This window comes from Actinospica durhamensis (assembly GCF_018139695.1).
GTDB lineage: Bacteria > Actinomycetota > Actinomycetes > Streptomycetales > Catenulisporaceae > Actinospica > Actinospica durhamensis.
This window is the reverse complement of the sequence record NZ_JAGSOG010000197.1, coordinates 1-17,064: the sequence shown is the minus strand read 5'-3', so window position 1 is coordinate 17,064 and position 17,064 is coordinate 1. Positions and strand designations below refer to the sequence as shown.

Here is a 17,064-nt window from a genome sequence, read left to right as displayed (position 1 = left end):
ACGGGTGCGGGTGCCGGGGGCGGTGCGGTCAGGGAGGTGCGCCAGTACGTGGTCAGCGTCGCCAGCGCCGCCTCGGTCTCGCTGCTGAAGGTGCCGTCCGTGGTGCTGATCCCGGGCAGTTCGGTCAGGGCACTGCCGTCGTTCAGGCGTACCACCGCGATCCAGCCCGCGAGGTAGCCGGAGCGTTCGCGCCGTTCCTGGGATATCGCGGCGACCTCCGCCCAGGGGACGCTGATCCGGCGCGCTCTGCGGCGCACGGTCAGGCCGGTCGGGTCGGCCGTGGTCGAGGCGCCGCGACGGCCGTTGGCGTACCAGCGGGTCGGGTCCTCGGCAGCGGTCCGCGACGGTTCCATGTGAGTGAATGTAGCTTCTGACATGCTTCTGCGCCCCGGCCCTGGCGGGGGCGGACGGGTAGAGTCGAGGCCATGGCGTTCAGCGGCTGGCCGGACCGGGCGTTCGTGTTCTACGAAGGCCTGGAGGCGGACAACTCCAAGGAGTACTGGAACGCGCATCGCGCCGTCTACGACGCCGACGTGCTCGCTCCGATGGAGGCGCTGCTGTCCGAATTGCAGCCGGAATTCGGCGACGCGCGGCTGTTCCGGCCGTACCGCGACATCCGGTTCAGCAAGGATAAGTCCCCTTACAAGACCGCGATCGGGGCCGGTCTCGAGCGGGGCGGCTACGTCCACCTGTCCGCGGACGGACTCGCGGCCGGGCTGGGCTACCACCACATGGAGCCCGGGCAGCTCGAGCGCTACCGGGGCGCGGTGGCCGAGGACGTCAGCGGCGAGGAACTGCGCCGGATCATCGACCGGCTCGAGGCCGCCGGCGTGGACGTGGTCGGCGAGGACCCGCTCAAGACCGCCCCGCGCGGCTACGCCAAGGACCACCCGCGGATTGACCTGTTGCGTAACAAGGGTCTGATCGCGTGGCGGGAGTGGCCGGTCGAGCCGTGGCTGCACACGGCCCGGGCCAAGCCCAGGATCGTGGAGTTCCTGCGCGCCGCGGAGCCGCTGCAGGCCTGGCTGGACGACCGGGTCGGCCGGGGCGAGCACGGGTCCTGATCCGCCCATTCCCGGCCGCGGTTCGCTCGTTGCCTGAGTGTGCAACGTCTTGCTGTAATGCGATCGAAAAATTGCTTGCTAGCGCAAGAGCGACTTCGCTAGCCTGGCCCGGTGATCGAAGCCAGAGGTCTGTTCAAGCGCTACCCGTCCCGCGGCGGCGAGCCCTTCACCGCCGTGGCCGGCATCGACCTGGACGTGCGGCCGGGGGAGTGCTTCGGGCTGCTCGGGCCCAACGGCGCCGGAAAGTCCACCACCATGCGGATGATCGGCTGCGTCTCGCGCCCGACCGCGGGCAGTCTCAGCATCCTGGGACTCGACGCCGCCGTCCACGGCGCCGCCATCCGCGCCCGCATCGGGGTGGTGCCGCAGGACGACGCGCTCGACAGTGAGCTGACGGTCGCGGAGAACTTCCTCGTCTACGGCCGCTACTTCGGCCTCGGCAAGCGCGTCATCCGGGAACGCACCACGCGCCTGCTCGAGTTCGCGCAACTCGCCGACAAGGCCGACCAGCGGGTGGACACCCTCTCCGGAGGCATGCGCCGGCGGCTCGCCATAGCCCGCGCCATGATCAACGAACCCGTACTCGTCCTGCTCGACGAGCCCACCACCGGCCTCGACCCGCAGGCCAGACACGTGCTCTGGGAGCGGCTGTTCCGGCTCAAGCGCGAGGGCGTGACGCTGGTGCTGACCACGCACTACATGGACGAGGCCGAGCAGCTGTGCGACCGCCTCGTCGTCATCGACGGCGGACAGGTCGTAGACGCGGGCACGCCGCGCGAGCTGATCGAGCGGCACTGCACGCGCGAGGTGCTGGAACTGCGCTACGACTCCGGCGACCTCGCGGACCTCGCCGCGCGGGTCCGCGGCGGGCTGGCCCAGCCGACCGAGACCGGCGCGGCCCCGTCCCCGGGTGTGCAGCAGGCCCTGGCCGTGCGCGAACGCGTCGAGATCCTGCCGGACCGGCTGCTCTACTACACCGACGACGGCGAGGCGGCGCTCGCCGACATCCATCATCGGGCCCTGTCTCCGGCCACCGCGCTGGTGCGCCGCGCCACGCTCGAGGACGTCTTCCTCGCCCTGACCGGCCGCACCCTGGTGGACTGATGACGACTCTCGCCGCCCCCGCCGCGCCCGTCCCGGCGACGGCCGACACCAGCGTGCCGCCGCGCCCCGCCCTCGCCGAGCTGTCCTACCGGATGCTGCTCTACCGCCGTACCTGGCGCCGCACCCTGATCATGAGCTTCGTCAATCCCCTGCTGTTCTTCGCCGGGATCGGCATCGGCCTCGGCCGCCTGGTGGACCACTCCGGCGGCGACCCGCTGCCGGGCGTGAGCTACCTGGCCTACCTCGCCCCCGGCCTGCTGGCCGCCACGGCGATGCAGACCGGGGCGCTCGAGTCCGGTTTCACCGCGTACCAGTCGCTGCGCATGCGCCCGACCTACCGGGCCCCGGCGGCCAGCCCGCTCAGCCCGGCCGACGTGCTCGACGGCCACCTGCTGTTCAACGGTTTCCGGATCCTGACCTCCTGCCTGGCCTTCTTCGCGGTGACCGCGGCGGCGGGCCTGGCCCGCTCGCCCTGGGCGCTGCTCGCGCCGTTCGCCGCACTGCTGACCGGGCTGGCCTTCGCCGCGCCCTTCTTCGCCGGCGGGGTTCTGGCCACCCGACAGGGCACGGTCCAGGGCATGTTCCGGTTCATCATCATGCCGCTGTACCTCTTCTCCGGCACCTACGCCCCGGTCAGCCGCTTTCCCGAGCCGGTGCGGATCCTGGCCTACGCGCTGCCGCTGTGGCACGGCGTGCAGCTGTGCCGGGGCCTGACGTTCGGCACGCTCAGCGCGCCCGCCGCCGCCGAGCACGTCGGCTACCTGCTCGCGGTGACCGCGGCCGGATACGCCTTCGCCCGCCATGCCTACGCCGCCCGCCTGCACGACTGACCCGAAAGCGCGCCCGTGACCCTGACCCTGACCGCCGTCGCGCCCGCCCCGGCGCACCGCCGCCACGTCGGCCCGGCCGCCGCCGTGGTCGGCCGCAACCTGCTGGTGCTGCGGCACGAGTGGACCACGCTCGCCTTCGGCGTGCTCGAACCCGTGCTCTACCTGCTCTCGATCGGCGTGGGCGTCGGCCGGATGATCGGGACCGTGCCCGGCCTCGACCGGCAGGTCGCGTACGCCACGTATGTGGGTCCGGCCCTGATGGCGATGGCCGCGATGAACGGCACGCTCAACGCCACCGCGCAGTCGGTGTTCATGCGGCTGCGGTTCGGCAACACCTACCGGATCATGCTGGCCACCCCGCTGCGCCCGGTCGACGTGGCCCGAGGCGAGATCGGCACGGCCGTGCTGCGCGGCACGATCGAGGGCGGCGGATTTCTGGCGGTGATGGCCGTGTTCGGCGTCGTGCACTCGCCGTGGGCGCTGCTCGACGTCCCGGGCGCGCTGCTGGTCGGCTTCGCCTTCGCCGGCATCGGCCTGGTCACCGCCACCTACCTGCGCGACTGGCCGGACTTCCAGCTGCTGGAGCTGGTGCTGCTGCCGATGTTCCTGTTCGCCACCACGTTCTACCCGCTCAGTGTCTACCCGGGCCCGGTCCAGGCCCTGGTGCGCTGCCTGCCGCTCTACCACAGCATCAATATCCTGCGAGAGCCCGCGCTCGGCCAGGTCGGCACGAACCTGATCGCCCCCACCGTCTACCTCGCCGCCGTCGGCCTCGCAGGCTTCTGGCTCGCCGTCCGCCGCCTCGACGCCCGGCTGAGTGACTAGGGCTGGGGCGCGCGTAAGACGTGGACATAGTCAGAGTCAGCTGTCGGCGTAACTGGTGTGAGTCCGGCTGAGATCGCGAGCGAGGTGGGTGGGCTTGGCCGGTTGTTGATGCCCGGAGACGTCGTCGATGCCGACGCGGCTGATCGGTGGGCGGCTTCCGACCAGCGGCGCGATCACTCGGTCGTGAGGTAGGCGTCGTTGTCCGCGTAGTACGCGACCGCTTGGACAGCCTCGTCCACGGACGGCGTCCGACCGCCCCGCCACTGGCTCCAGGTCTCGATGACGTCCCGAATCAGCTCGACTTCGAGTACATAGGTGAGGTCGGGACGGGCGTCGGCCCCGTCATCGAGAAGCTCGATCACTGAATCGGAGGTCAACTGCGCGGGACTCTGCGCCGCGTAGACAGTCAGGCCTTTCGGGACGGAGGCGATGTCCTGAACGAGTTCGCCCAGAGTGCTGTGCAAGATTGTCCCATTCGTCGTGAGATTCGGTGCATCGGGCCCGGTTGCACATCCGACCAAGCCCATGGCGGACGACTGTGTCACTCCCTGCACAACATCTCAAGCGCAGCCGATGGACCGGGGTCATAATGAGGTGTGAGTGTGAGTGTGTTGGCGATCCAGGCCCAGTTCACGCGAGCGGCTGACAACGCGGAGTTTCCCGACTTCAACAACGGCTACTACTATCCAGTCGACGCCCGACTGCATCTGATGCGGGATTCGGAGCGGTGGGCGATGGTCGTCGAGCTGCTCGGCTACAACCCGCGCGGCGGAAATCTCATCGACGTGGTGCACACCTTCGGCAACTGCCTGACGGGGGGAGAGCCGGGCTTCCGCGGAGACGGCGGTTTCCTGGAGCGGATCGAGAACATGGATGAGGCCGAGGGCGACGAGGAGACCTACACCGGCGCCGGGTTCGTCGTGCGCGGTCGGCGGGTCTTCGTCGATGCTCCAGCCGGGACGCCGATGGAGCAGGCCGTGCGCCTACTCGTTCCGGCGCACCGTGGCCTGCTCCTGGCCGATGCCGCCGAGGTATACCGACGGCTGCCCGGGGATCTGCCGGCCATCCTGACCCTCGACGAATGGCGCCATCCGGGAGGTTTGATGGATGACTTCGCCGACGAGGTGGAGGCGGATGAGACTTTCCGGATGCTGGCCGAAGTGCTGGAAACGGGCGACGCCGCGCGCTACCGGCCGCAACGTCCACCGAATACCCACTGGTCGAACTGGCCGGAGGCGGGGACGCTGTGAAGACGGCAGTGGCCGTCTTCGGATGAGGGGACACAGTCCTAAGGCGCGTCGGGGAACAGTTCGATCAGTTCGGTGAGGGAGCTGATCGGGGCGAGCGCTGCGCTGTCCGGGTGCTGGGATCGGGTGCCGGTGCGGTCCATCCAGCGGGCCTGGTAGCCGAGGTCCAGGGCGGCGGCGACGAGTTCGGGGCTGTCGTCGACGAAGAGGCAGTCGGCGGGGGTGAGGCCTAGGGCGTCGGAGGCGTGGCGGTACATTCGGGGGTCGGGCTTGCGGCAGCCGAGTACCGCGCTGATCGCGTAGGCCTCGAAGAATTCGTGGATGCCGAGGTCGGCGTGCAGTTGGGGCAGGTTCGGCCAGGCGTCCGATACGACGGCCATGCGCACGCCGCGTGCCTGCAGCGTCTTGAGCGTGTCGATGACTTCGTCGAAGATTTCGAGTACTACGTCGGCTGGGACCGGGCGGACCAGTTCGGCCAGTAGGTCGGCGGAGGCAGGGATGCCGAGGTGTTCGAGCATCACTGCGTGGTACTTGTCCAGGTCGGGAGTCGATTCGGCGGTCGCCATGAAGCGGTCGCCCAGCGCTATTGCCTGGGCGAACTGCTCGGCGGTGATCTGCGGGTCGCGGCTGAGGACGGTCCGTTCGAAGTCGGCTCGGGGATTCCAGCGGCCGCCGATCGGCTGCATCAGTACGCCGCCGGAGTCGAGCAGGACGGCCTTCGGCGGGACGGACGGGGCGGGATCCGGGGTTCTGAGCATCACAATATTCTGGCAGGGTGATCTGTCCGCCGCGTCGACGCGGCCCCGAGTCCTGCCGCGGCTCGAAGCTCTACCGCAGGCCGTGGTCCTGGGCGTATTTGGCGGCGGCCATGCGGTCGCGGGAGCCGGTCTTGGTGAAGATCCGGTTGATGTGCGTCTTGACGGTGTGGCCACTCAGGAACAGCTGCGCGGCGATCTCGCCGTTCGTCAGGCCGCGCCCGATCATGCCGAGGATCTCGGCTTCACGGCGGGTCAGGCCGTCGGGGAGTTCGGACTGTTCGGTGCCGGCGACGGTGGCGGTACCCGCGCCCGCGCTCCCGCCCGCACCCGCGTCGGCGCCAGGCTGCTGCCGCGCGGGCTGCTGCGGTGCGGACGTGGCGGCGAGCAGGCGGGCTTGGACGCCCGGGTCCAGGACGGACAGGCCGCGCACGGCCGCGTGCAGGGCGCCGGCGATGTCGGAGCGGTCGGCGTCCTTGGTCAGGTAGCTGCGCGCGCCCGCCCGCAGCGCCTCGAGTACGGAGCCGTCGTCGGCGTAGGTGGTCAGGATGACGATGGCCACCTTCGGGTGCTCGGCCACCAGCCTCTTGGTGGTGGCGATGCCGTCGAGGACGGGCATGTGCAGGTCGAGCAGGATCGCGTCCGGCTCGTGCTCGGCCACCAGGTCGAGGGCCTGTTGGCCGTTCGCCGCGGTGGCCAGCACGTCCACGTCCTTCAGCCCGCCGAGCAGCAGCTCAAGGCCCTGACGTACGGTGGCCTGGTCGTCCGCGATGACGATCCGCACCGGTGCGCCCCGCTCCGCGCCCTGCCCCGTACCCGCCCGCGCATCCGTGCTCACTGCTCGACTTCCCTGCCTTCCGTCGTCGCCCGGGCCGCCATGGGCACGTGCGGGAGCTCGGCGACGACGGTCCAGGTGCCGCCCTCGTCCGGCCCGGCCTGCAGACTACCGCCGATCAGCAGCAGCCGTTCCCGCATCCCGGCCAGGCCGTAGCCCGCGTCGGCGGTCTCCATCGCAGAGGTCTGCGCCTTCTGGCCGGAGTGCGCCATCCGGTTCGTGACGCTCAGGCGCACCCGGTCCGCCGTGTAGTCCAGCCGCAGCGCGATCGGGGCGCCGGAGCCGTGCTTGGCCGCGTTCACCATCGCCTCCTGCGCCACCCGCAGCAGCGCGATCGACGCGGCGGCGGGCAGCTCGCGCGTGGTCCCGGTGATCTCGCAGTCGACCTTCGCGCGATGCATTCCGCTGTGCTGGTCGGCGAGTGAGCGCAGCTCCTCGTCCAGGGAGAGCGTGTCGGTGCGCAGCGCGTGCAGGGCGCGGCGGGTCTCGGTCAGGCCGTCCGAGGCGAGCCGCTGCGCGGTGGCCAGGACGGACAGGGCCGTGTCGATGTCGGCGGAGTCGGTGAGCACCGCGCGGGCCGCCTGGATCTGGATGCCGAGGCCGCCGAGCGAGTGCGCCAGCACGTCGTGGATCTCGCGCGCTATCCGCGTCCGCTCGTCGAGCACGTCCGCGCGTCGCTGCAGGTCCTGCACCTGGCGGGTGCGCTCGAGCAGTTCGGCCGACTGCTGGGCCTCCACCCGGTACGCCCGCCGCCGCAGTCCGATGAACAGCCCGCTGACGATCGTGGCCGGCAGCCCGACCAGCCCCGCCGTGCTCGTCATGTCGCTCACGACCGAGCTCACCAGCGTGCACGCCACGGCGAGGGCGCTGATCCCGAACGCCGGCAACAGCGGAACGTCGCTGCCCGCCACCATCGTGGCGATCGCCGTCAGCACGATCACCCACGCGCCGTTGTCGGTCGCGGACAGTGCTCCGGAGACGGCGCACACCACGCCGAGCGCGACGTACAGGCCCGGGCGCGGCGGGGAGCTCGGCGGCGTGCGGTGCTCGATCAGGGCCCAGGCCACCATGGCGACGCCGATGATCGCCAGCCCGACGACCTGCACGAGCAATGCGCGCGGCTCGTGCGCGTGCACCGAGGACAGGATCGTCCCCAGGGTGACACCCACGTACGCGACCGAGCGGCTGATCCACGCCATCGACAACGACACGCCCTCAGTATCCTCACCGCGCGCGGGGGAGGTGTGCGTGCGCCCCGGGCGCGGCGCGGGTCGCGCGCGTCGGGTGGCGGCCGAATCGTCGACGGCGGTGACATCCATGCCTTGAACACTACGTGGCCGGTCGGCGGGCCACGTCGCCGCACGGTACGACTCCGGTACCACGCGCCTGGTACCGCGGTGGTACCGGGCGCCGCCGCCGAGCTGGTACCGGGTCTCGGCGCACGCTCCGATCCGGTGGTACCGGCCGCCCGGCGAGAGTGGAGCACGTCGGCACAACCCACCGGCCGCCCCGGCGGCCGCGAGTCTCGGAGCCCAAGATGACTACTCTCATGCAGGCCATGCTCGTCAACGTGCTCGTGCTCGTCTCCGTACTGGCCACCGACCTCGGCCCGGCCCGCAAGATCGGCAAGGCCCGGATCCTGCGGCCGCTGATCGTGGCCGCCGTCATCGTCCCGCTGTTCATCAAGAGTCCGGCCACCTCCGGCACCGGCCTGACCCTGGAGATCGCCGGAGTACTGCTCGGGGTGGTGTGCGGGCTCGCCGCCGCCGCGCTGATGCGGGTGCGCCGCTCGCCGCAGACCGGAAAGCCGGTCTCCCGGGCCGGCTGGGGCTACGCGGCGCTGTGGACCGTGGTGATCGGCGCGCGGGCGGCGTTCTCCTACGGCTGCGTGCACTGGTTCCCGGTCCAGCTGGTGCACTTCGGTGAGGCGCACCAGCTGAGCGTCGCGGCGCTGACCGACGCCCTGGTGTTCATGGCGATCTCGATGCTGGTGGCCCGCACGCTGGGCCTGGCCGCCCGCGCCGCCCGGCTCACCCCGGCCCAGGTGTGATCGCAGTGCACGACGACGGCCGCGGCCGTCGCGCGCCGGGGGGAGGGCTCGCCACCGAGCCCTCCCCCCGGCGCATTGCGTGCCGAAGGGGCCGGACCCGGCAGCCGCCGGACCTGAGAGCGCGTCAGGGCCTGGGTATGCAGTAGGTTCTCGGGCCATGGGCCTCCTCCTCCTGCCGGCGCTGCTGCTGCTCGCCGCATCCGCCGTGGGTCTGACCGCGGCGGTCTCGCTCTGGTGGCTGTTCGCCGCCGTCCCGCTGATCGCGCTGTGCGCCCTGGGCGGGTGGGACCTGCTGCAGCGCAAGCACACGATCCTGCGCAGCTTCCCGGTGCTCGGCCACCTCCGGTTCCTGATGGAGTACATACGCCCGGAGCTGCAGCAATACTTCATCGAGCGCAACTACGACGGGCGCCCGTACGACCGGGACACGCGCACGGTGATCTACCAGCGGGCCAAGGGCACCCACGGCGAGCAGGCCTTCGGCACCGAGCGCGACGTGGAGCAGTCCGGGCACGAGTTCGTGGTGCATTCGACCGCGCCGCGCACGGCCGAGGACGTCCAGCCGCGGGTACTCGTCGGCGGACCCGACTGCACGCAGCCCTACGACATGTCGCTGCTGAACGTCTCGGCGATGAGCTTCGGGGCGTTGAGCGCGAACGCGATCCGCGCGCTCAACCGGGGCGCGGCCAAGGGGCGCTTCGCCCACGACACCGGCGAGGGCGGCATCTCGCCCTACCACCGCGAGGGCGGTGGCGACCTGATCTGGGAACTGGGCAGCGGCTACTTCGGCGCCCGCACCGCGGACGGCGGCTTCGACCCGGACAAGTTCCGCGACAAGGCCGCCGACGGCCAGGTCAAGTGCGTCTCGCTGAAGCTCAGCCAGGGGGCCAAGCCCGGCATCGGCGGCGTGCTGCCGGGGGCGAAGGTCACCGCGGAGATAGCCGAGATCCGCGGTATCCCGGTCGGGGTCAAGTGCGTCAGCCCGCCCGCGCACCGCGTCTTCTCCACCCCGCGCGAACTCGTGCTCTTCATCGCCCGCATGCGCGAGCTCGCCGGGGGCAAGCCCACCGGGTTCAAGCTCTGCGTCGGCTCCCGGCTCGAGCTGCTCGCGATCTGCAAGGCCATGGCCGCCGAGGGCGTCACCCCGGACTTCATCGTGGTCGACGGCTCCGAGGGCGGCACCGGCGCCGCGCCGCTCGAGTTCGAGGACTACGTCGGCATGCCGCTGACCGACGGCCTGATCACGCTGCACAACGCGCTCGTCGGCACCGGGCTGCGCGACCGGATCCGGATCGGCGCGAGCGGGAAGATCGCCACCGGCATGGACGTGGTCAAGCGCATCGCCCAGGGCGCCGACTACACCAACGCCGCGCGCGCGATGATGATGGCGGTCGGCTGCATCCAGGCGCAGAAGTGCCAGACCAACCACTGCCCGACCGGCGTGGCCACCCAGGATCCGCTGCGCTACCGCGCCCTCGACGTGACCGACAAGAGCGAGCGGGTGCGCCGCTTCCAGCAGGCGACCGTGGCCGAGGCGCAGCAGATCATCGCCTCCATGGGCCTGAGCGGGCCGCGCGAACTCGGCCCCGGCATGGTCTACCGCCGGGTCGACCACCACGCCGTGCGCACCTTCGCCGACCTCTACGACTGGCTCGAGCCCGGCGAACTGCTCGCCGAGCCGCCGCAGGAGTGGGCCGCGGACTGGGCCGGCGCCGACCCCGACCACTTCGGCCTCGCCGCACCCGCGCGCCGTTAGCGAGAACGCCGGCGAGAACGCCGCCGGCGAGAACGCAGGCAGCGCGCGAGTGCGGGACCGAGTGCGGGACCCGGCCGGGTCAGGGCCCTGACGATTCAGGGCCCTGACCGGTCAGGCCGTCACGGCGCCAGCCGGTTGAGGTCGCGCGGGAAGAGCGTGGCCAGCCGGATGTTCTCCGCGCCCACCAGCCGCGCCACCCAGCGCTCGAGCCCGAGCGCGAATCCGCCGTGCGGGGGCATGCCGTGCTGGAACGCCTGCAGGTAGCCCGCGTACGGCTCGGCCGACTCGCCGCGCGCCGCGAGCGCGGCCAGGTAGTCCTCGTACCGGTGCAGCCGCTGGCCGCCGGTGACCAGTTCGAGGCCGCGGAAAAGCAGGTCGAAGCTGTTCGAGTACTGCGGACGGCCCGGCTCGGCGTGGGTGTAGAACGGCCGCTTGGCCATCGGATACCCGGTGACGAACAGGAACTCGCTGCCGTACTCGCGCACCGCCCACTCCGAGAGCCAGCGCTCGTCCACCGGCGCGAGGTCCGGCTCTCCGCGCGGGTCGCGTCCGCTGTGCGCGGCCAGCAGCTCCTGCGCGTCGGCGAAGTGGATCTCCGGGATCCGCTCGGGCACCTCGGGCAGTTCCACCTCCAGCAGCGCGCACGCCGCGCCCGCGCGGGCCCGGACCCGCTCCACCATGCCCACCAGGGCCCCGCGCAGCACCGCCATCACGTCGTGGTGGTCCTCGACGAATCCGAGCTCTGCGTCGAGGGAGGTGTACTGGGCCAGGTGGCGGCCGGTGTCGCTCGGTTCCGCGCGGAAGACCGGGCCGGTCTCGTAGACCCGCTCGAACACGCCCACCATCATCTGCTTGAAGAACTGCGGCGACTGCGCGAGGTAGGCACGGCGGCCGAAGTAGTCCACGCTGAACACGTTCGCGCCCGACTCGGTGGCCGAGCCCACCAGCTTCGGCGTGTGGATCTCGGTGAACTCCAGCGCGTCCAGGGCGTCCCGGAACCCGGCCACCGACGCGGCCGCGATCTCGTGCGGGGCGCGCAGGCGCGGATGGCGCAGCGCGACCGGCGCGTGGTCCAGGATCACCGGCAGGGTGGCGGGCACGACCGGGCGGTAGAGCTCGAACGGCGCGGGCTCGGCCCGGCTGGAGAGCACCCTGATCACCGGCCCGGTCAGCTCCACCCCGCCCGGGGCCTGCGGGTTGGCGCTCGCGGTGCCGGTGACCTCCAGCACGGTCTCCTCGCTCAGCGCCGCGGCGGCCTCGAGCTCCTCGGGCGCCGCGCACACCACCTGGGCCAGGCCGGTGCGGTCGCGCAGGATGAGGAAGGAGACGGATTTCAGAGCCCGATGGCGGTGCAGCCAGCCCTGCAGCCTGACCTGCTCGCCCGGGTGCGCGGGCAGCTCGGCCGCCCACACCCGCGGGGTCTCGGTAACGGTACGGATCATCATCACAGTCCTTATGACATGTCGTGGTGATCCCTTGGAGGTGCGGGCGAGAAGGGCACTCGCGGTACCACCGCACCTTCGCCGCCTGAGGCGGCCTCGAAGCCCGATCACGGGGGCTAACCGGCGGGGCATTGGCCGCGCGTCGCCGCGCGGTGTTCCTCCCCGCACTCGGGAGGGTCTTCACCCGCCGGACAGGCCCGCCCTCGCAGCCTAGGGGCGGCTCTCTGCTTCGCCTGTTCGCTCCGGCCGGACTACTCGTCTCCGTCAGCGCGTTGCGTCGAGGTTACGCGGCCGTGGCCGCCGGATGCAACGTGATTGACGGTTCGACGGCAGGCGCGGTCTGCGGCCAAGACGTCACCGTACGTTCTCCGATTGCACTCGAAACGAAGGTCCGTGATGCACACTGCCGCCGCACGATGTGCCCGTGCGGGTAGCTGTGGTCACGGAATCATTCCTCCCCCGGGTCAACGGGGTGACGAACTCGGTCTGCCGCGTCCTCGAGCACCTCGAGCGTCGCGGCCATGAAGCACTCATCATCGCCCCCGGCCCCGGCCCCGAGCAATACGCCGGACACCGGGTCGCGTGTGTCCCGGGCATCGGGCTGCCCGGGTACTCCAGTTTCGTCCTCGGTCTGCCGACCAAGGCGGTGGAACGCCGGCTGCGCGCCTTCGAGCCCGACGTCGTCCACCTCGCCTCGCCGGTCGCCCTCGGTGCGGCCGGCGCGCACGCGGCGCGCAAACTCGGCGTGCCGAGCGTCGCGGTCTGGCAGACCGACATCGCCGGTTTCGCCCGCCGCTACGGCTTCCGCGGCACCGACCGGGCGATCTGGGCCTGGTTGCGGCACGTGCACCGGCTCGCCGACCGTACCCTGGTGCCCTCCAGCGCCAGCCACCGGCAGCTCGAGGAGCACGGCTTCCCCCGGCTGGCGATGTGGCGCCGCGGCGTGGACTCCGAACGCTTCCACCCCGGGCACCGCAGCGAGCCGCTGCGCGCCGCGCTGGCCCCGAACGGCGAGGTCATGGTCGGCTACGTGGGCCGGCTCGCCGGGGACAAGCGGGTGGAGATGCTCACCAGCCTGGCCGACGTGCCGGGCGTCAAACTCGTGATCGTGGGCGAGGGCCCGGCCGAGCAGCGTCTGCGTACCCTGCTTCCGCAGGCGCTGTTCCTCGGGTTCCTCGACGGCCGCCGGCTCTCCCAGGCCTACGCCTGCCTCGACGTGTTCGTACACACCGGGGCCGACGAGACCTACTGCCAGGCCGTGCAGGAGGCGATGGCCTCGGGCGTGCCGGTGGTGGCCCCGGCCTCCGGCGGCCCGCTCGACCTGGTCGAGCCCGAGCGCACCGGCCTGCTGTTCGCCCCCGACTCGCGCGCCGAGTTGCGCGCGGCGGTGGCCCGGCTGGTCCAGGACGCCGACCTGCGCGCACGCTGGGGCGCCGCGGGCCGCGCGGCCGTGGAGCACCGCACCTGGAACGCCGTCAACGACCAGTTGCTCGACCACTACCAGGAGGTGTGCCGGGCCCGGGTGCAGTTCGGCGGCGCGGCCATACCGATCGCCGGGCCGAGGCCGGGCGCCGCGGCCGGTCCCGGAGCGGCGGCCGCGTGAACGCGCAGCCGGCCGCCGGGCCCGTCGTCGTCTCCGTCCACGACATCGCGCCCGGCACGGCCGCGCAGACCCTGCGCTGGCTCGCCGACCTCGACGCGCGGGGCATCCCGGCGACGCTGCTGCTGGTGCCGGGACTGTGGCGGGGCCGCCGGCTCGCCGGCGACCCGGAGTTCGTCGCGGCCGTGCTCGAGGCGGGCGAACGCGGCCACGAACTCGCCCTGCACGGCCTGCACCACCGGGCCGTGCCGGGGCAGGGCCCGCTGTGGCGCCGCGGCGTGGCCCAGGTGATGGCCCGCGGCGCGGCCGAGTTCGCCACCCTGCCGCAGGCGGAGGCGACGGCCCGGCTGCGCGAGGGGCTCGAGGAACTCGCCGCCATCGGCGTCACCCCGATCGGCTTCCACCCGCCCGGCTGGCTCATCTCGCCCGACGGTGTCAGTGCCCTGCGCAGCTGCGGACTGCGCTACTACAGCACGCATCTGGCCGTGCACACCATCCCGGCGCAGGAGTCCGCGGACGTCTCCGCCCGCATCGCCGCGCCCGCGCTCTCACACCGCCCGGGCGGCTTCGGCGAGCGGTTCGGAGTCAGGCTGATGACGGGCGCCGCGCGCCGCTATGCCCGCACCGGCCGGGCCTTCCGGATCGCGCTGCACCCCGACGACCTCGCCCACGCCGGCCTGCGCGAAGCCACCCTGCGCGCGATCGACGAGGCCGTCGAACTCGGTGCGCGCCCCACCACGTACGCGCAGCTGCTCGCCCGGGTGCTGGATCCGGTCGACTCGTGAGGATCGTCCAGCTCGCGAACGCCTACGGCGCCTCGTCCGGCGGCCTGCGCACGGCCGTCGACACGCTCGGCTCCGGCTACGCCGCGGCCGGGCACGAGCGGATGCTGGTGGTCCCGGGCCGGCAGTGGCAGGTGCAGCACGGCTGCGCGGGCCTGACCGTGACCGTCCCCGCGATGGCGGTGGGCGGCGGGTATCGCATGATCCTGCGAACCGGTTCGGTGGAGCGGCTGCTGGAGCGGCTCGACCCCGACGTCATCGAGGTCTCCGACAAGTACACGCTCACCGCCGTGGCCGACTGGGCCGCCCGGCGCGGCGTCGGCACCGTGCTCTTCTCGCACGAACGCCTCGACGCGATCGTGCCCGCGCGCCTGCCCCGGGCCGGCGCCAACCCGCCCGCCCGCGCCGCCATCCGCGCCTGGAACCAGCGGGTGGCCTCGCGGTTCGACGCGGTCGTGGTCACCTCGGCGTTCGCGGAGGGGGAGTTCCGCGGGCTCGGCGTGCGCTCGCTGCGCCGCGTCACGCTCGGGGTGGATCTGGACCTGTTCCGCCCGCGCGGCCAGGCGGCGCGCTCTGATGCGCGGCGGTCGGGCTCGATCCGGCTGGCCTACGCCGGACGGCTCTCGCCGGAGAAGAACGTGGGCCTGGCCATCGCCACCGTCAGGGTCCTGTCGAGCGCGGGCCACCCGGCGGTGCTCGACGTCTACGGGACCGGCCCCGCGCTGCCCGAACTCAGAAGGCTGGCGATCAACGCCCCGGTCCGCTTCCACGGCCACGTCGCCGACCGTGCCGCGCTGGCCGACCACCTCGCCGCCGCGGACCTGGTGCTCGCCCCCTGCCTGGTCGAGACCTTCGGCCTGGCCGTGCTCGAGGCGCTGGCCTGCGCCACCCCGGTGGTCGCGGCGGCCGGCGGCGCGGCCGGGGAACTGCTCGGCGAGGCCGCCGGGCTGGTCGCCCCGCCCACCGCCGCGGGCATGGCCGAGGCCGTGCTCGCCCTGCTCGCCCGCCCCGAAGCCCAGCGCCGCGCCGCCGCCCGCAGCCAGGCCGAACGCCACCCGTGGTCGCGCGCCGTGGCCGAGATGCTGGCCGTGCACACCGCCGTCACACTCGCCGCCGCCCGCCGCCGCGGTGACAGGGCCCTGATCGCGGCGTAAGTCCGTTTCGGCCGCGGGTGACTACTGCGTCTCGCCGGAGACCGACGACGCGCGGGTGCGCACCCGGACCACCCGCGAGAGCGGGCCGCGCACCAGCGGCCAGCCGCCGAGCACGATCAGGCAGCTGACCACCATCGCCGCGGCCACGTCGTGCGGATAGTGCTGGCCGAGGTAGACCCGGGTGAAGCCCTCGAGCACCGCCAGCGCGGCGCCGATCATGCCCAGCCTGCGGTCGATCAGCCACAGGCCCGCCGCCAGCGCCACCGCCACTATGGTGTGGTCGGACGGGAAGGAGTAGTCCGTCGGCCCCGGGCAGGCCTGCACCGTGATCACCTGGGGCATGGCCAGGCACGGCCGCGTCTCCTGGAACACCTGCTTGAGCAGCAATCCGGCGATGACGCTCACCCCTGTGCCCACACAGGCCCACGCGCACGCCGTCACCGCCACCTGGTCCGCCCGCCGCCACGCCCGCCAGCCCGAGCCGAGCACCAGCAGCGCCAGCACCACGATCAGCAGCACCGTGAGCCCCGACATCACCCCGTGCAGCCATACGGTGTGCTGGGCGAAGCCGGTGACGGAGCGGTACCAGCCGTCGTCGGCCGAGGTGACGTTCTTGACAGTGTACTGAGGCACAGTGAGCGGCTTTCGGTGCTTGCGGGGGCGCGGTGGGGCCTGGTCGGGCGTCAGCGAGCCGGGATCGGACGTGGTGGAGCAGAGCGCGGGCGCGCGTACGGTGGGGGAGGGGACGCGCGCCCGCGCCGTCAGGTGGCGCTGCGGTGGGCGCGGCGCAGTTCCAGGGCCAGCGGGATCAGCGAGATGACGACGATGCCGGCGATGATCGGCAGCAGGTACTTGTCGATGCTCGGGATGCGCGAGCCGAGCGCGTAGCCGGCCAGGGTCACTCCGAGCGACCAGACCAGTCCGCCCACCGCCTGCCACAGCAGGAAGGTGCGCCCCGGCACCTCGAGCATCCCGGCCATCGGGTTGAGCACCGTGCGCACGACCGGGATGAACCGGGCCAGCACGATCGCCTTGGCGTGGCCGTACTTGCCGAGGATCTCCTCGGCCCGGTCCATCCCTCGCTTGAGGTGCTTGTTGTCGCTGCGTTCGAGCAGCGACCGTCCGCCGCGCCGACCCAGCCAGTAGCCGCACTGCGCGCCGAGCAGCGCGCCGGCCGCCGCCGCGGGCAGCACGCCGGCCAGGTTGAGGTGGATGGACTGGCTCGGGTTGGTCGTGCACAGCAGGCCGGCCGTGAACAGCAGCGAGTCGCCGGGCAGGAAGAACCCGACCAGCAGGCCGGTCTCGGCGAACAGCACCAGGAACACCCCGAAGGCGCCGAGCGCGGAGAGCCAGGAGTTGGGACTGAGCGGATTGAAGGCCAGGACGTGTGTGGCTACGTGCGAGGCTGCGGCGAGGGTCACGGGCTCCTCCGGGGCTCGAGCCGGGCGCGCGGGCCGCACGCCATTTACAGGCTTGTAGAACTTCTACACGAGTGTAGAGGCATCAAGTGTGTGCGCGGAAACGTCGCGGCCGACAAGCGTGTCCGGTTTTCGTCACAGTGCTGCGACAAGGGCCCGTGGGGTGCGGGGTGTGGGTGCCCGGGAGCTGTCTCTTATACAC

18 protein-coding genes are annotated in these 17,064 nt (G+C 72.2%); 10 read left to right on the top strand and 8 right to left on the bottom strand.

The annotated features are described in order from the left end of the window. Positions 1-353, bottom strand: a 353-nt coding sequence (locus tag KDL01_RS28995; RefSeq protein WP_212531818.1) for a PH domain-containing protein, incomplete at its 3' end; no start/stop codon positions are given. Positions 354-425: 72 nt separating this feature from the next. Between KDL01_RS28995 and KDL01_RS28990 the strand changes: the two genes are divergently transcribed. From KDL01_RS28990 to KDL01_RS28975, 4 genes are all read left to right on the top strand, one after another. Further along, positions 426-1,064, top strand: a complete 639-nt coding sequence (locus tag KDL01_RS28990) for a DUF2461 domain-containing protein (protein WP_212531817.1) — start codon at positions 426-428, stop codon at positions 1,062-1,064. Between the two features lie 111 nt (positions 1,065-1,175). Beyond that, a complete protein-coding gene (locus KDL01_RS28985) occupies positions 1,176-2,168 on the top strand; it encodes an ABC transporter ATP-binding protein (RefSeq protein WP_212531816.1) in 993 nt (330 codons plus the stop codon). Beyond that, positions 2,168-2,998, top strand: coding sequence for an ABC transporter permease (locus tag KDL01_RS28980; protein WP_212531815.1), 831 nt, complete (start codon positions 2,168-2,170; stop codon positions 2,996-2,998). The genes KDL01_RS28985 and KDL01_RS28980 overlap by 1 nt, the downstream gene beginning before the upstream one ends. A gap of 15 nt (positions 2,999-3,013) precedes the next feature. Beyond that, positions 3,014-3,823 carry an ABC transporter permease gene (locus KDL01_RS28975; protein ID WP_212531814.1) on the top strand — a complete coding sequence of 270 codons (810 nt, stop codon included), beginning with the start codon at positions 3,014-3,016 and terminating at the stop codon, positions 3,821-3,823. 173 nt (positions 3,824-3,996) lie between these two features. Here KDL01_RS28975 and KDL01_RS28970 read toward each other — a convergent pair whose 3' ends face one another. Further along, positions 3,997-4,287 carry a DUF7716 domain-containing protein gene (locus KDL01_RS28970; protein WP_212531813.1) on the bottom strand — a complete coding sequence of 97 codons (291 nt, stop codon included), beginning with the start codon at positions 4,285-4,287 and terminating at the stop codon, positions 3,997-3,999. A gap of 138 nt (positions 4,288-4,425) precedes the next feature. On the opposite strand from KDL01_RS28970, the gene KDL01_RS28965 reads away from it, so the two are divergent. Continuing rightward, positions 4,426-5,073, top strand: a complete 648-nt coding sequence (locus KDL01_RS28965) for a DUF7003 family protein (protein ID WP_212531812.1) — start codon at positions 4,426-4,428, stop codon at positions 5,071-5,073. Between the two features lie 38 nt (positions 5,074-5,111). Here KDL01_RS28965 and KDL01_RS28960 read toward each other — a convergent pair whose 3' ends face one another. The 3 genes from KDL01_RS28960 to KDL01_RS28950 form a co-directional block, all read right to left on the bottom strand. Beyond that, positions 5,112-5,828, bottom strand: a complete 717-nt coding sequence (locus KDL01_RS28960) for an HAD family hydrolase (RefSeq protein ID WP_212531811.1) — start codon at positions 5,826-5,828, stop codon at positions 5,112-5,114. Between the two features lie 70 nt (positions 5,829-5,898). Beyond that, the gene (locus KDL01_RS28955) at positions 5,899-6,663 is read right to left on the bottom strand and encodes a response regulator (RefSeq protein ID WP_307846653.1); all 765 of its coding nucleotides are present in this window, start codon (positions 6,661-6,663) and stop codon (positions 5,899-5,901) included. Then, positions 6,660-7,871 carry a sensor histidine kinase gene (locus tag KDL01_RS28950; protein WP_212531810.1) on the bottom strand — a complete coding sequence of 404 codons (1,212 nt, stop codon included), beginning with the start codon at positions 7,869-7,871 and terminating at the stop codon, positions 6,660-6,662. Before KDL01_RS28950 ends, KDL01_RS28955 begins: the two co-directional genes overlap by 4 nt. Before the next feature lie 326 nt (positions 7,872-8,197). On the opposite strand from KDL01_RS28950, the gene KDL01_RS28945 reads away from it, so the two are divergent. Both KDL01_RS28945 and KDL01_RS28940 read left to right on the top strand, forming a co-directional pair. Next, positions 8,198-8,710 carry a hypothetical protein gene (locus KDL01_RS28945; RefSeq protein ID WP_212531809.1) on the top strand — a complete coding sequence of 171 codons (513 nt, stop codon included), beginning with the start codon at positions 8,198-8,200 and terminating at the stop codon, positions 8,708-8,710. Positions 8,711-8,867: 157 nt separating this feature from the next. Then, complete coding sequence (locus KDL01_RS28940; RefSeq protein WP_212531808.1) at positions 8,868-10,466, top strand: FMN-binding glutamate synthase family protein; 1,599 nt, start codon at positions 8,868-8,870, stop codon at positions 10,464-10,466. A 119-nt stretch (positions 10,467-10,585) separates the two neighbouring features. Here KDL01_RS28940 and aspS read toward each other — a convergent pair whose 3' ends face one another. Beyond that, complete coding sequence (gene aspS / locus KDL01_RS28935) at positions 10,586-11,908, bottom strand: aspartate--tRNA(Asn) ligase (RefSeq protein ID WP_212531807.1); 1,323 nt, start codon at positions 11,906-11,908, stop codon at positions 10,586-10,588. 424 nt (positions 11,909-12,332) lie between these two features. Between aspS and KDL01_RS28930 the strand changes: the two genes are divergently transcribed. The 3 genes from KDL01_RS28930 to KDL01_RS28920 are packed head-to-tail and all read left to right on the top strand — an operon-like array spanning position 12,333 to position 15,444. Then, the gene (locus KDL01_RS28930) at positions 12,333-13,511 is read left to right on the top strand and encodes a glycosyltransferase family 4 protein (RefSeq protein WP_212531806.1); all 1,179 of its coding nucleotides are present in this window, start codon (positions 12,333-12,335) and stop codon (positions 13,509-13,511) included. Continuing rightward, entirely contained in the window at positions 13,508-14,293 is a 786-nt protein-coding gene (locus KDL01_RS28925) for a DUF2334 domain-containing protein (RefSeq protein ID WP_212531805.1), read from the top strand. The genes KDL01_RS28930 and KDL01_RS28925 overlap by 4 nt, the downstream gene beginning before the upstream one ends. Continuing rightward, positions 14,290-15,444: a glycosyltransferase gene (locus KDL01_RS28920; protein WP_212531804.1), complete on the top strand. Its 1,155-nt coding sequence runs from the start codon at positions 14,290-14,292 to the stop codon at positions 15,442-15,444. The genes KDL01_RS28925 and KDL01_RS28920 overlap by 4 nt, the downstream gene beginning before the upstream one ends. A gap of 21 nt (positions 15,445-15,465) precedes the next feature. Here the strand turns inward: KDL01_RS28920 and KDL01_RS28915 are convergent, their stop codons facing one another. Together KDL01_RS28915 and KDL01_RS28910 are read right to left on the bottom strand one after the other, a co-directional pair. Beyond that, a complete protein-coding gene (locus KDL01_RS28915) occupies positions 15,466-16,077 on the bottom strand; it encodes a phosphatase PAP2 family protein (RefSeq protein WP_212531803.1) in 612 nt (203 codons plus the stop codon). A gap of 128 nt (positions 16,078-16,205) precedes the next feature. Beyond that, positions 16,206-16,865 carry a DedA family protein gene (locus tag KDL01_RS28910; protein WP_212531802.1) on the bottom strand — a complete coding sequence of 220 codons (660 nt, stop codon included), beginning with the start codon at positions 16,863-16,865 and terminating at the stop codon, positions 16,206-16,208. Between the last annotated feature and the right edge of the window lie 199 nt (positions 16,866-17,064).